Source organism: Candidatus Electrothrix sp., assembly GCF_052785085.1.
In genome coordinates this window covers 1-13,527 of sequence record NZ_JALAAI010000027.1, presented here as the reverse complement: position 1 = coordinate 13,527, position 13,527 = coordinate 1, and the positions used below count along the sequence as shown (strand labels likewise).

The window sequence follows — 13,527 nt, the reverse complement described above, 5'->3', positions numbered from 1 at the left end:
GATAACACAAGAAAAAGGCCTGCACCTTTTCACAATGAAAAACAGCAGACCGCAAACAGGTTTGCTACTATAGCCGAGAGAAAAAGAAAAGTCAAACAGGGTACGTTTTTTTTGAAAAGCCCGATTATCCCTGGAGAGCATAGTCCGGTTCCGCTCTGACCAGCCTGAACCTGAATCGGGTATACCAATCAAGTATTGAGTAAGGGGAGGGCTTACTTTAAGGTCTTTTGTACAGCCTGGTACACCTGATCCACGGTGTAGTAATCGCTTTTATACACCTCCTTTCCTGCTGAATCCACGACAACCAGTAAAGGAATAGTCAGGCTCCCCACTTCTTTAAGCTTTGCTTTGCCCTCTGGATTATTGCCTGTAATATCGACCTTCATGGGAAGCACACGTTCATCATCCAATAAATCAATAATCTTGGAATTTTCGAGAACTCCCTGTTCCAAAACCTTGCAGTTCAGACACCACTCTGCTGTAAATACCATAACAACGGTTTTCTTTTCTTTCTGAGCGAGTTCAAGACGTTCGGCGGTGTAATACGTCCAGTCAATAGGGCCGGTATGGGGTAAACGACAGGACCCGAGTACAGAGAGCAGCATTACAACCGCTCCAAGAGCAGTAAAAAAGTATTTCACCTTGTTCTGAGAAGCAATCTGCACAGTGCGCCAAACTGTCCAGCCCCCTGCACAAAAGGTAAAGAACATAACCGGCCACCAGTATAATTTCCCTGGAGGATCTGCTGGAGAGGAGAGGAGAACCTCCAACCCAATCCCGACAAAATAGGCTGCAGCAGCAAGCATGAGCAGTCCCATCACTTGCTTAACCAAGATACTGGCCGGGCCGGTTTTTGGCATTTTACTAACTAGGTCTGGCGAGATAGAGAGCAGGAAGTAAGGTAAGGCCATCCCTATACCTATGGCAGCAAAAACAGCTAAAGTAGAAGCCGGAGGCTGGGTAGATGCCCATGCTGCGGCAGCCCCCATAAAAGGTGCAGTACATGGGGTAGACAGGACAGCTGCAAGAATTCCCAGGCCGAATGAGCCTTTCAGGGTATCCTGTTCAGGATGGATCATATAGACAAAGGCTGGAAGTTGCAGCGAGAAAAAATCAAACATACCACCAGCCATCACAGCAATAATTAGTCCCACCGAGATAGTGAACACAGGGTATTGAAACAACTGATTTGTTGCACTGAAACCACTCACCAGGGCAATCAAGGCACCCAGGCCAAGCCAGAACATCAGAACACCCAGTGACATAAACACACCAAGCAAAATGCACTGTCGCCGATTCTTTGCAGCATAGGAGAGGCTGATAATTTTTATAGGAATCAGCGGAAGAACGCAGGGAGTAAAATTAAGGAGCATACCGCCAAAGGCAGCTACGATCAGTAATAAAATCACTCCACCTAACGAAGAGCTATCCACTGAAAACTTCCAATCAAACAGGTTAAAAGCGATCTCTTCAGATACTTCTGGAACAAGTCCGGGTTCATATTGTTTAAAAAGCTCTTGGTTGATCCTTTCCGTTACCGTATTGGGAGCAACAATAGGCAGACTCGTCTCAATTTTCTCCTTTACTGGCAGTAAACAGTATTCTTCAGAGCAAGGCTGATAGTGAACTTGCAGACTCAACTCTGCTAACCTGCCACCAGACAAGGATTCTTCCAGGCGAACAGGCAGGTAAATCACTGTTTCGTCCTGAAAAGACATTACTTTCCCTGTAAGATAGGGTACTGTAAGGGGTACAGCTTGCGGATAAAGAGGCGCTTCTATCTTGAGTCCTTTATCAGCTCCGGTTACAACAACCTTGGTTGGAAAAAGCTTTAAATCTTCCACCGAAAGAATCTGCCGCTCATCTGCATTAATATGAAAACCCTCATTGACCTGGATAACAACAGCCAGGAGGGCCTGATCGCCTGGATGGGCTGCGGTAACAGACCAAGCAACTCTGACATTGACGGCTTTTTCTGCCGAAGAGCCACCTAGGAGATTTGCGTGGCAATCCTGACCCGATACAAATAACAGCAGGGCAAGGAGTAATGAAGAGAATATGTTTTTATTATCCAGCATGATTGTAGAATATATACTGTTCTTGAGTTCCAACAGGAGTTCAGTTTCCTGTGAAAAATAATACTATACGACAAGGAAAACAAGTAATACTGACTTGCTGCAACCTGCAAATAGAGGCCACATGAATATCTCCTGATATAGAAAAAACCTTTGTGGCAAGTCTTACTGTATGTATACAGGAAAAACAAGGGTAAAACGCCGATCAAAGACAGAAAGAAAGCCTGTGATGCGTGAAGGTTTCTCAAAAAATGAACAAAATAATTAGACGAATATCTCCAAAAGCAGTACAAATAAAAAACGTACAAACAGCGCCCAAGATAATGCCATGATGGTATGATTGATTCTTCCCCATCAGCCAAGGAACGATAATGGCTATCACACTCAGACAATTTCAAATATTCATTGCTGTCGCAGAAACCAAACAGGTTACCAGAGCGAGTAAAAAACTTTTTCTTACTCAGTCTGCGGTCAGTATGGCCCTGGCTGAACTGGAAAATCAACTGGACGGCCCGCTCTTTGATCGCCACGGTCGGAGCCTCCTGCTCAATGACAGGGGACGTTACCTGCTTCCCATGGCAAAAAACATCACCAATCAGGTTCGTAATGTCGAAGCCTTACTCAGTGAACAAAACGATGTCATTGCCGGATCCTTAGAAATCATTGCCAGCTCAACCATTGGTAATTACGTCCTGCCCTATCCCATTGCCCTTTTTATGCGCATGCATCCTGAGGCCCACATCAATATGATGGTGGCCAATACCAAGCAGGCTGAACGACTTGTGGCACAAGGGGTTATGGACCTTGGCTTTGTTGAAGGCGGTATTACCGACGAAGGGGTTCGCATGACCCTTTGGTTTGAAGACGAGCTACGGATTATTATCAGCAGCTCCCATCCTCTTGCTGACCAGGAAATCTTTACCCTGCCCGATGATCTGGCTAAAACCGCTTGGGTTCTCCGGGAAGACGGTTCCGGCACAGCAGAAATTTTTAAAAATAAATTGGGAGAACATGCAGCCTTACTTAATGTTGTCAGCAGGATCGGCCACACTGAAGCCATCAAAAAAGCCGTGGAAGCTGGCGTGGGTGCAGCCTGTTTGTCAGAACTGACCATTTGCCGGGAAGAAGAGCATGGCTGGCTCAAAGGCTTATCCATCCAGGATATTAATATGAGACGGCAGCTCTCAATTATTCAGCATAAGGACAAAACCACAACCCGGCTCATGGATGCGTTTTTACGATTTTGCAGCATGATAGCCCAGTGCGGCCTGGGACGCGAATGCCTGTCATCACCCAAAAAACTGGATGAATTACTGAGCTGCCGCAATGGCTTTACGTAATTCTTTCAGAGTAAAAGGCTTGGCCACCGCAGCCCGAAAGCCGTATTCAGTGTACTCTGCCATAACAGGATCATTGGAATAACCACTGGCTACAATAAGTTTTGCATCCGGGTCCAGTTGGAGAAGTTTTTGCGCTGTTTCTTTTCCTCCCATACCGCCTGGGATCGTCAAATCCAGAATAACAAGATCAATAGGGTTGTCGCTTTCCAGCATCTCCTGATAGGTACTGATGGCTGCGGCCCCATCTTCGACAAGCACAGCATCATGCCCCAGGGCAGCCAACTGCGACTGGGCCAGCGTACGAAGCATCTGATCATCATCCATAACCATAATCCTGGTTGACGTGATGCTCTCTTCCTGGGTCTGCGGTGCAGTATCTGGCTGAACAGGCGCAGGCATGGCAGGCAAATAGATAGAAAACATTGTGCCCTGCTGCTTCTCTGAATGCACAGTAATATGCCCACCATGTTTTTTAATAATGGAGTGGCAGATAGCCAGCCCCAGCCCATTCCCCTTTTTCTTAGTGGTAAAATAGGGATCAAAGATACTCTCCATAATATCCTGGCGGATCCCTGTCCCGGTATCCTGAATCGTAATCTGGACAAAATTCCCCTTATGACGTCGCAGCAATAAGCCAGAGGCCAAATCATTAACATTACGGCATGCAACGGTTATCCGCCCGCCATGAGGCATAGCATCTTTGGCATTGAGAATAATATTCTGGATTACCTGACTGATCTGACCACTGTCCGCATAGATCGTCCACAAATCATCAGCAAAAGAAAACTCACAAGACACCAGAGAACCGTGGAGTACAAAATTTGCCGACTCACTGACCAGCTCTGGCAGAGAAGTTCTTTCTTTAATCGGCTCACCACCTTTTGAAAACGTGAGCAGCTGATAGGTCAGCTTGGTTGCCCTCTCTGTTGCCTTCTGCGCAGCAGCAAGCAGGTTCCAGATCTTACCATGCTCTGGAACCCCTGATGATGCCAACTCAATATTGCCAAGAATAGCTGAGAGAAGGTTGTTAAAATCATGGGCAATCCCACCAGCAAGGATGCCCACTGATTCCAGTTTTCGAATCTTCACCCGTTCCTGATCCATTTTTTTCTCTTGGGTAATGTCACGAAAAATAATAACAACGCCAATGATATAATCCTCTCGATCCCGGATAGGAGCACCACTGTCAGCAATGTTCAGCCTCATTCCATCCTTATTCTCCAACACAGCATCCCGTGACAGGGCCAAACGTTTGCCGGTTTGTAAAATCTTTGCAACCGGATCCAGGGATGATTCGTCTCTTTTTTCGTCGAAAATCCTGAAAATTTGACCAGAAGCTTTACCAACAGCATCTGCATTATGCCAGCCTGTTAACTGTTCAGCAGCCCTGTTGATAAACACGACATTGCCCTCTACATCAGTGGTGATCACGCCATCACCAATAGACTGCAAGGTCACACTGAGTCGCTCTTTTTCCTCTTCCGCTTCCTGCTGCACCTGCTTCAGCTCATTAATATCACGACAAATCCCTATCATACCAAGTAATTTTCCATCAGGGCCAATGTAAGGTGTCTTCCAGATATCAAAAAACAAATCTTCTCCATAAGGAGTAATAATATGCTCCTCAATCCTCTGGGCTTTACCCTTTGCAAGCATTTCCTGGTCCTTTGTCCGAAAAGAAGCTGCAACTTCTGGAGAAAAAATCGCTGTATCTTCTTGCCCAACAATATCTTGCTCTTTTCGGCCTGAAACCTTCTCAAACGCCTGATTGCAACCTATATATTTATTGTCCACGTCTTTAATATAGATAGGGTCAGGAATGGAATGAATCAGGGCTTCCAGCTTATTTTTCTGCAACAGGAGTTCTTCCTGGGTCTCCTTAAGTTTTTGTGCTTTTTTCCGCAGATTGATATGAGTGTTAATACGGATTAACACCTCTAATTGCTGAAAAGGCTTGGTAATATAATCAACCCCACCAGCTTTAAAACCAGTTACCTTATCTTCCACTGTATCAAGGGCTGTCATAAAAATAACCGGAATATCAACAAAACGTTCATCAGCTTTAATCCTGCGACAGGTCTCAAAGCCATCCAGGTCCGGCATCATGACATCAAGCAAAATAATATCTGGAATTGTTTCCTCTAACAGGGCAAGGGCCTGGACACCGCTTTGTAAAACACGGAGTTCAAAATCCTGCTTCTGCAAAAAGGAAAGAAGGATTTTAAGATTAACGGGCTGATCATCTACGATCAGGATAGTATCTTTATTCTGCTGGTTCATTGAGAAATTCCGTATCGTTTGATCAAATCGGCGATCATATTCAATTGAAAATCTTCTGCAAGCTGCTCTACCTGCAAAGCAAAACGCTTATACTTGCCTGCATCCATTGCAAACAAGCCTGCAACCTGCTGATTGATCCCGGCCACATCGCCTTGCCTGACCTTAACAAGCAATGCCCTCAGCTCTTCCTCCGGGGGTGGGATAATTTTCTGCTCAGACTCAATTCTCTCTGTACTATGATCATAGGACAAGCTAATGGGAAGATGTTCTGCAAGAACAGAAAGCAGGTCAAAGCCAGAAAATGGTTTAACAACATGGGCAGTATACAACCCCTCCTGCTGCTCTTCTTCCAGAGCAACAAAGACTGAGTAGTCAGCAAGGGCAATCACTGGTAATTGGCCCAGCCCCTCTTGCTCCTGAATTTTTCGCAACACAATCTGCTCCTCACAACAGGCTGTGGGCAACACAGCCAGGACAGCATCTGGCCTGAACTGGTCCAAATCCCTGGCCAACATGCTGTCTGGCTGTACCCCATGCACCTTAAATCCAAACGAGGAAAGAATATTGTCCAACACTGCCAGGTTTGAGGAATTACCAGAAACGATCAAAATCTTTTTGGTTGTATCTCCTGCATGCACTGTATAGCCGGTAACAGCTTGCCGGGGCACTGCACTTCTCTGGTTCGGCTCTATAATCTCCACCGGAACAGTAAAAAAGAAACAGGTCCCAGGATGCTCGTTGGGCTGAACATCCTGTTTGGCAGGACTTTTCACCTCAAGTTCTCCACCCATGAGGCGCACCAATTGTCGACTGATAGCCAACCCAAGCCCAGAACCTTCTGCATACTGTAAGCGTTCGTCATTTTGACAAAAAGGTTCAAAAATTTTTTCCTGCATGAGCAGAGGAATACCCAACCCGTTATCTTCGACACTTACTGTTAACAAGGCTTGCTCTCCACTGATTATATTCAGTTCAGACCGGAGAAGACAAGCCCCACCCTGCGGAGTGAATTTAACCACATTGGAAAGCAGGTTAAGGATGACTTGACGGAGCCGTAATTCATCTGCCCGGATAAACTCTGGCAACTGTGGATCTTCCTGAAACTGAAGGGTCAGTCCTTTGGCATTCATTTCAGGCTTAATAATGTCTGCTACTCCTGAAAAAAATCCAGGGAGCCTGAAGACCTTGGAGACACAATCTGTTTTTCCAGCCTCAATTTGAGAAAACTCCAGAATATCGTTAATAAGCATCAAAAGATACTCACCTGCATTACGGATAGTTTGCACATTATCCAGCTGTTTTGCTGTTAATGTGCTTTCCATACCCAAGAGCTGGGCATAGCCAAGTACAGCATTTAAAGGAGTGCGCAATTCATGGGTTATATTAGCAAGAAAAACAGACTTGGCACGATTGGCAGATTCAGCTTCTTTTTTTGCTGCAACAAGCTGCTTTTCCGCCTGCTTACGGTCTGTAACATCATGTATAATAGAGTAGAGCAATGTTCGCTCCCCGCTTTGCAGGGGGCCGGAATACACTTCCACATCACGTATTTCTCCTGAAGCCAATTTATGACGAAAATTGAAATACAGCCGTTCTTCCCGTTCAGCCCTGACCATTTCGGCCCGCACTTCTTCTGGAGAAAGCTGATTGATATCTGTAATCCGCATCGCAACAAGCTGTTCCAGCGAATACCCGTAATAGGAGACAGCAGCCTGATTTGCCTCGACAAGAGCACCGTCTGCCGGGTCGATAATCAGTTTCACCGCCATATTTGTCTCAAACGTCTGGCGATATCGTTTTTCGCTTTGCCGCAGCAATTCTCTGGTCTGTTTTCGCTCAGTAATATCCTCTTTTGTAGCAACAAAGTTAATAATTTTCTTATCTTTTGAAAAGATAGGGGCTACCAGCACGAATTCCCAGGATAAACTGCCGTCTTTTTTCTTATTGAGCAACTCCTCTTTCCAGACCTGACCACTGTTAACCGTCTGCCACAACTCATCATATTTTTCAATCGGTGTATATCCTGATTGAAAAATACTGGTCGAACGACCTTTCAACTCCTCAGCCATGTAACCGGTCAACTGCTCCATCCTGGAATTAACATATTCAATCTTCCCTTCAAGGTCGGTAATAACAACAGCAGCGGGACTCTGTTCAATCGCTGTGGAGAGAATGTTAACCTGTTGATCATGCTCCCATAAGACTTTCACCATTCGGTTAAACGCCGAAGCCAGAGCAGAAAATTCCAGCGTCCCCATATCTTTTTCAAGTAAAGGATATTGCTCTGCATCAAAAGAATTCATCGCAGCAATCAAACGCTCCGCAGGACGAACCACAGAATGACGTATAAAAATCGCAATAACAGGAAGAAACAAGACAACGACAAAAACAGAAACAAGAGCAAGGGATTCTTCAAGTATCATAATCCCCTGTCGAACAGCTTCTGGGTCATGAGCCTGATAGTGATGAAGACGCAAAGTAAACACCAAATAAACTGCCGCCAGAAGAAGACAGATCAGGCATATCCACAAGAGCATAACACAGCTGCTTAACTTGACTTTCTTCCACCGTTGCATAATCAATGCCTGCTCTCCTGACCAACTTTTCCCAAAAATACAATTGGAAACATACTTTCCTTATAATAACAAAACTGATAAAACGAAGTCAAACAGAGAACCTGTTTTGCTAAAAGAGAAAAGCTCTTCAGCTTCTTAAACAAACTCAAAGAACGGGATCCAATCCTTGTGCCGAACGCCATTGTCATTCAAGAAATTCTGTGGTAATTTGAGCAAGAAAATCTAACCTGCTCAGTTGAATGAAGTTTTCATTCTCTCGTACGATTGCCAAAGATTACCTGAGCTAACCGTGAGATCACTCCCATCCATCCCCTTGGAGAGAGATAACTAAACATAAAAGTTGATTGGGCACCCCAAAGGGGCACCCGGTACTTTTGTATAATTTCCATCCCTCCCCCCTGGGGGAGGGACAACAAAACATAAATGTTGATTGGGCGCCCCAAAGGAGCACCCGGTACTTTAGTATAAACCTTCAGATACAGTTACTCCATTATGCGTTACTCCCAGATGCTCATCCGCACGGCCAAAGAAGTCCCGGCTGAGGCCGAAGTTATCAGTCATCAACTATTACTGCGGGCTGGTTGTATCCGCAAGCTGACTTCAGGGCTGTATACCTATCTTCCTCTTGGCCTGGCTGCCCTTAAAAAGATGGAAGCCATTGTCCGTGAAGAGATGAACCGGGCCGGGGCTCAGGAACTGCTCATGCCTATGGTCCAGCCTGCTGACCTCTGGGAAGAATCAGGCCGCTGGACCCAATACGGGCCAGAGTTGCTCCGTTTCCAGGATCGACATAACCGCGATTATTGTCTGGGGCCCACCCATGAAGAGGTTATCACAGACATTGCCCGCCGAGAGCTTCACTCATACCGCCAGCTCCCTGTGAACCTGTATCAGATCCAAACCAAATTCCGCGATGAAATCCGTCCCCGCTTTGGCCTGATGCGCGGGCGTGAATTTCTCATGAAAGATGCTTATTCCTTTGACGTCAGCGATGAGGCAGCCAGTCAAAGTTACCAGACCATGCACAATGCGTACACCCGAATCTTTCAACGTTGCGGGCTTGAGTTTCGGGCAGTGGAAGCAGATTCCGGCAGCATTGGCGGTTCTTTCTCCCACGAATTCATGGTATTGGCCGAAACAGGAGAAGACACCCTGGTCACCTGTCGGGAATGCGAGTACGCAGCCAATGTGGAAAAAGCCAAAGTGGTTCTTCCTGATACTGCCTCAAAAACAGTACCAGCAACCGAGCTGAACGACTGCACCAAGGTGGAAACACCTGGCACGAAAACGGTGGATCGGGTGGCAGAATTCCTTCAGGTCACTGCCAAAGACGTTATCAAGACCATGATTTATCTTGCTGATGATGAGCCAGTGGCTGTGCTGGTTCGCGGAGATCGTGAGGTACAGTCTGTCAAGCTGAAAAAACTGCTTGATGCCAATGAGGTTGAATTGGCAGAGAATGATACAGCCTGGAAACTGACCAAGCTCCCGGTGGGATATATCGGACCAGTGAATATTCCCATTAAAATGGTGGCAGACCAGGAAGTCATGACCATGATCAATGCTGTTGCCGGGGCCAATGAAAAAGGCCACCATCTCACCGGAGTGAATCCTGGCCGTGATTTCAGCCCGGCTGCTGTGGGCGACCTCCGCCAGATCACAGAAATGGATTGCTGTCCGGTTTGCAAAGGAAGCCTGGAACTGACCGAAGGCATTGAAGTCGGCCATATCTTCAAGTTAGGAACCAAGTATTCTGAGGCCATGCATGCCGTGTATCAGGATCAGGAAGGGAAAGAGCAAACAATGGTCATGGGCTGCTACGGCATTGGGATCAGCCGGGTGGTGGCTGCTGCTATTGAACAGAATCATGACGAAAACGGCATCATCTTTCCCCTTCCCCTGGCCCCATTCCAGGTGATTATCCTTAATCTGGGGATAAAAAATGATGAGACCTGTGCAGCCACAGAAAAACTTTATCAGGATCTCAGGGGCGCTGGTTTGGACGTTCTGCTGGATGATCGGGATGAACGTCCGGGATCCAAATTTAAAGATGCTGACCTCATCGGCATTCCCTACCGCATCACTGTAGGAAAAACCTGGGAAAAAGAAGGAAAGGTTGAAGTACGGACACGACGCGATGGGAGTACAAGCCTGCTTGCCTACGAACAGGCTGCATCAACCATCGCCACCATGGTTCAGGATGAGCTTGCTGCCCTTAATCAATAAGGGGCTCGATAAGAAATACCCTACCCATTATTTCGATTGCCGTAGGGGCGAATCCCTGTGTTCGCCCGATGATGTGTAGGGACACGGCATGCCGTGTCCCTACAAGCATAACTAAAACCCATCTCTCCTCTCCCTTTCCTTGGGGAGGGAAAACGAAACAGAAAGCATGGTTGATTTTGACGAGCTAAAAAGTACAGCTGCCGAGCATCTCTCTGAAGATGAACTGCGCACACTTGAGCATGCCCACGCCTTTGCCCTGGAACGACACGAGCATCTTCATCATTCATCAGGGAAATCCTATATCAATCATCTGCTGGATGTGGCCAATACTGTGGCCTCTATGCATCTGGATCTGGCCACAATCATAGCAGCCCTTCTCCACGGTGTTCTCAAAGAAGATGCTGCATCCCTTGAAGAGCTGGAAAAAAAATTTGGCCCTGATGTCGCCAATATCGTCAACGGAACAACCAAGATAACCAATGTCCGTTACGACTCCAAGATGGCCTATCAGGCGGAAAATATACGTAAGCTGTTCCTGGCAATGGGATCAGACATCCGGGTGCTGCTGGTCAAACTTGCTGATCGTCTCCATGACATGCTCCTTCTCCGGCGGGAAAGCCCGGAAAAACAACGGCAGCTCGCACGGGAAACTATGGATCTCTATGCGCCCCTGGCCAGTCGACTGGGCATCGACTGGTTAAAACGCGAACTTGAAGATCTCTCCTTTCAATATCTTTTTCCGGCAGAATATAAGGAACTGATGGGCCACCTGGTCAACACCTTGGGAGAACGGGAAAAATATGTTGATGAAGTCATTGGCATCCTCCGGGAAAAACTCAAAAAAAACGGTGTAATTCCAGTCCGGGTAATAGGGCGTCCAAAGCATCTCTACTCCATTTATAAAAAGTTGGTGGTGCAAAATATCCCGTTGGAACAGGTCTACGACAAGGTAGCCTTTCGTATTATTGTCAACACAGTAAAAGAGTGTTACGAGGCACTGGGCACTATTCATGGCAGGTGGACCCCGGTTCCAGGCAGGATCAAAGACTTCATCTCCTCGCCAAAATCAAATAATTATCAGTCTCTTCACACCACAGTGGCTGGCCCGGGTGGTCATTTTATTGAAATCCAAATCCGCACCGATGAGATGGATCGGGTGGCCCAGGAAGGTGTTGCAGCGCATTGGGCCTATAAAGAGGGACAAAAGATCAACAGCCGGGATGCCCGCCTGTTTAAGGAACTCAAAAAACTGGTGCAAAATCTTCAAGAGGTTGAGGATCCAGGAGAATTCCTTGACTCGGTACGTGGAGAACTTTTTGCCCCGGATGTGTACGCCCTGACCCCGACAGGCGAAGTTCGGGAAATGCCCAGAGGCTCCACGCCCATTGATTTTGCCTATGCCATCCATACCGCAGTTGGTGATCAATGTACTGGCGCCCGGGTCAATGGCCGTCTGGTGCAGTTACGATATGAGCTACAGAATGGTGATATTGTAGAAATCATCACTTCAAAAAATCAACATCCCAAACGGGCCTGGCTGCAATTGGTCAAGACCAGCCGGGCCAGAGCCAAGATCCGTCAATGGTTACGCAAAGAGGAAAAAGAAAAAACCCTGCAGGAAGGGCGGGAAATTTGCGAACGGGAACTAAAACGACTGAATACCAGCCTGAAAAAACTGACCAAGAGCGGTCATATTCGCCTTCTTTTGGAAGAACTGCGCTGTAACTCTCTGGATGATCTGCTGGCCAAGATGGGAACAGGGACAATAACGTCCCGTCATCTTGAACGGGTTTTGCTTCCCAAGGAAATACAACAGCAGGAAAAACAGAGCCAGGCAGAAGAACAGCTGGAACAGCTCGTGGAGGTTGGTCCTCAGAAACCAACACCAAGCACCAGAGGGGCCGTTCAGATTGACGGTGTTGATGACATGCTCATCAAAATCAGCCAATGCTGCAAACCTGTTCCTGGTGATGAGATAATTGGATTTATTACCACAGGCAAAGGGATATCCGTGCATAAGGCCCAATGCCCAAGCTTGCTGGCAACAGATCCGACCCGTTGGGTTGAGGTCAGCTGGGCTGCCAATAATCAAGGTAAACACAGAACCGAACTTTTTTTACGGGCCGATGACAGGAAAAATCTGCTGGCTGATATCAGTACCCTTATCTCCAATGATAATGCTGATGTTATTGAGTTCAGCTCCCGAACCACCCAGGAAAACATTGCTGAATTCTACATCACCCTTGAAATCGATGATAAAGAGCATCTGCAGAAACTCCTCACTCACTTACAGCAGCTGCCAGATATGATCGAAGTACGCAGACGATAGACAGTGAACACTATGGAGTTTTTGTGCGATGTCTGCGGCAATGAGGTGGACTTGGGGATCAGCCGATGTCCTTTTTGTGAATCCACAATAGAACTTTCTGCACCAGGAAAAGGATTGCCACATCGGACAGTCAAACTCAAGCGTGGGATGCCCACAGTTGAGCAGGCCCTGGGACGTCTTGAACGGGAACTTGAACAAGCCAAACTGGAAGGATGCCGGGTGCTCACCCTGATCCACGGGTATGGTTCTTCAGGACGCGGTGGAGTGATCAGAGAGAAGATTCAGGAGAGACTGCAATTTCTCAAATATCGCGGCGAGATTAACGATGTCTTTGTTGGTGAACAATTCAGCACTGGTAATGGCCCAGGCCGTAACCTGGTCCGTCGCTTTCCTTTTCTTCGCCAGCACCGGGACCTGAACAAGGGGAATAAAGGGATTACTCTCGTTATTTTCTAAAAAAACCATAAAGTCTAACCAAATACGCAAAGGATATTTCTATAGTATCAGAAGAGGATTCTTTCTGTGAAGCGGCGCGAACAAATTCATGAGGTAACCGTTCACCCCCCTCATTCCACACAAAAAAAGATTGGACAAAAAAAGAAGATCACGATAGTTTAAGGGTCACAACGTTTTTTACGAGATCTATCCACGTTCTGAGTTCGCATGCACCTATCCAGAGAAGAGTTGCGAAAAATAGATAA

The 13,527-nt window shown here is 46.8% G+C and carries 7 protein-coding genes; 4 read left to right on the top strand and 3 right to left on the bottom strand.

The annotated features are described in order from the left end of the window. Positions 1-212: 212 nt before the first annotated feature. The gene (locus L2082_RS06485) at positions 213-2,111 is read right to left on the bottom strand and encodes a protein-disulfide reductase DsbD family protein (RefSeq protein ID WP_446011550.1); all 1,899 of its coding nucleotides are present in this window, start codon (positions 2,109-2,111) and stop codon (positions 213-215) included. Positions 2,112-2,446: 335 nt separating this feature from the next. Here L2082_RS06485 and L2082_RS06480 point away from each other — a divergent pair, with 335 nt between their 5' ends. Beyond that, positions 2,447-3,415: a LysR family transcriptional regulator gene (locus L2082_RS06480; RefSeq protein WP_446010960.1), complete on the top strand. Its 969-nt coding sequence runs from the start codon at positions 2,447-2,449 to the stop codon at positions 3,413-3,415. On the opposite strand, the gene L2082_RS06475 is transcribed toward L2082_RS06480, so the two are convergent. Both L2082_RS06475 and L2082_RS06470 read right to left on the bottom strand, forming a co-directional pair. Continuing rightward, a complete protein-coding gene (locus L2082_RS06475) occupies positions 3,386-5,695 on the bottom strand; it encodes a response regulator (RefSeq protein WP_446011549.1) in 2,310 nt (769 codons plus the stop codon). The two genes, L2082_RS06480 and L2082_RS06475, sit on opposite strands and share 30 nt — an antisense overlap. Next, positions 5,692-8,232, bottom strand: coding sequence for a PAS domain S-box protein (locus L2082_RS06470; RefSeq protein WP_446009957.1), 2,541 nt, complete (start codon positions 8,230-8,232; stop codon positions 5,692-5,694). The genes L2082_RS06475 and L2082_RS06470 overlap by 4 nt, the downstream gene beginning before the upstream one ends. Positions 8,233-8,763: 531 nt before the next feature. On the opposite strand from L2082_RS06470, the gene L2082_RS06465 reads away from it, so the two are divergent. The 3 genes from L2082_RS06465 to L2082_RS06455 all read left to right on the top strand — a co-directional run bounded on the left by L2082_RS06465 (position 8,764) and on the right by L2082_RS06455 (position 13,282). Then, the gene (locus L2082_RS06465) at positions 8,764-10,497 is read left to right on the top strand and encodes a proline--tRNA ligase (protein WP_446009956.1); all 1,734 of its coding nucleotides are present in this window, start codon (positions 8,764-8,766) and stop codon (positions 10,495-10,497) included. 166 nt (positions 10,498-10,663) lie between these two features. Further along, the gene (locus tag L2082_RS06460; RefSeq protein ID WP_446009955.1) at positions 10,664-12,826 is read left to right on the top strand and encodes a RelA/SpoT family protein; all 2,163 of its coding nucleotides are present in this window, start codon (positions 10,664-10,666) and stop codon (positions 12,824-12,826) included. Between the two features lie 12 nt (positions 12,827-12,838). Continuing rightward, positions 12,839-13,282 carry a Smr/MutS family protein gene (locus L2082_RS06455; protein ID WP_446009954.1) on the top strand — a complete coding sequence of 148 codons (444 nt, stop codon included), beginning with the start codon at positions 12,839-12,841 and terminating at the stop codon, positions 13,280-13,282. Positions 13,283-13,527 lie beyond the last annotated feature (245 nt).

Excerpts from the sequence above, each read along its gene's own strand:
- L2082_RS06470 (WP_446009957.1), bottom strand. The coding sequence starts at position 8,232 with ATGCTCTTGTGGATATGCCTGATCTGTCTTCTTCTGGCGGCAGTTTAT.
- L2082_RS06480 (WP_446010960.1), top strand. The coding sequence starts at position 2,447 with ATGGCTATCACACTCAGACAATTTCAAATATTCATTGCTGTCGCAGAA.
- L2082_RS06475 (WP_446011549.1), bottom strand. The coding sequence starts at position 5,695 with ATGAACCAGCAGAATAAAGATACTATCCTGATCGTAGATGATCAGCCC.
- L2082_RS06455 (WP_446009954.1), top strand. The coding sequence starts at position 12,839 with ATGGAGTTTTTGTGCGATGTCTGCGGCAATGAGGTGGACTTGGGGATC.
- L2082_RS06465 (WP_446009956.1), top strand. The coding sequence starts at position 8,764 with ATGCGTTACTCCCAGATGCTCATCCGCACGGCCAAAGAAGTCCCGGCT.
- L2082_RS06460 (WP_446009955.1), top strand. The coding sequence starts at position 10,664 with ATGGTTGATTTTGACGAGCTAAAAAGTACAGCTGCCGAGCATCTCTCT.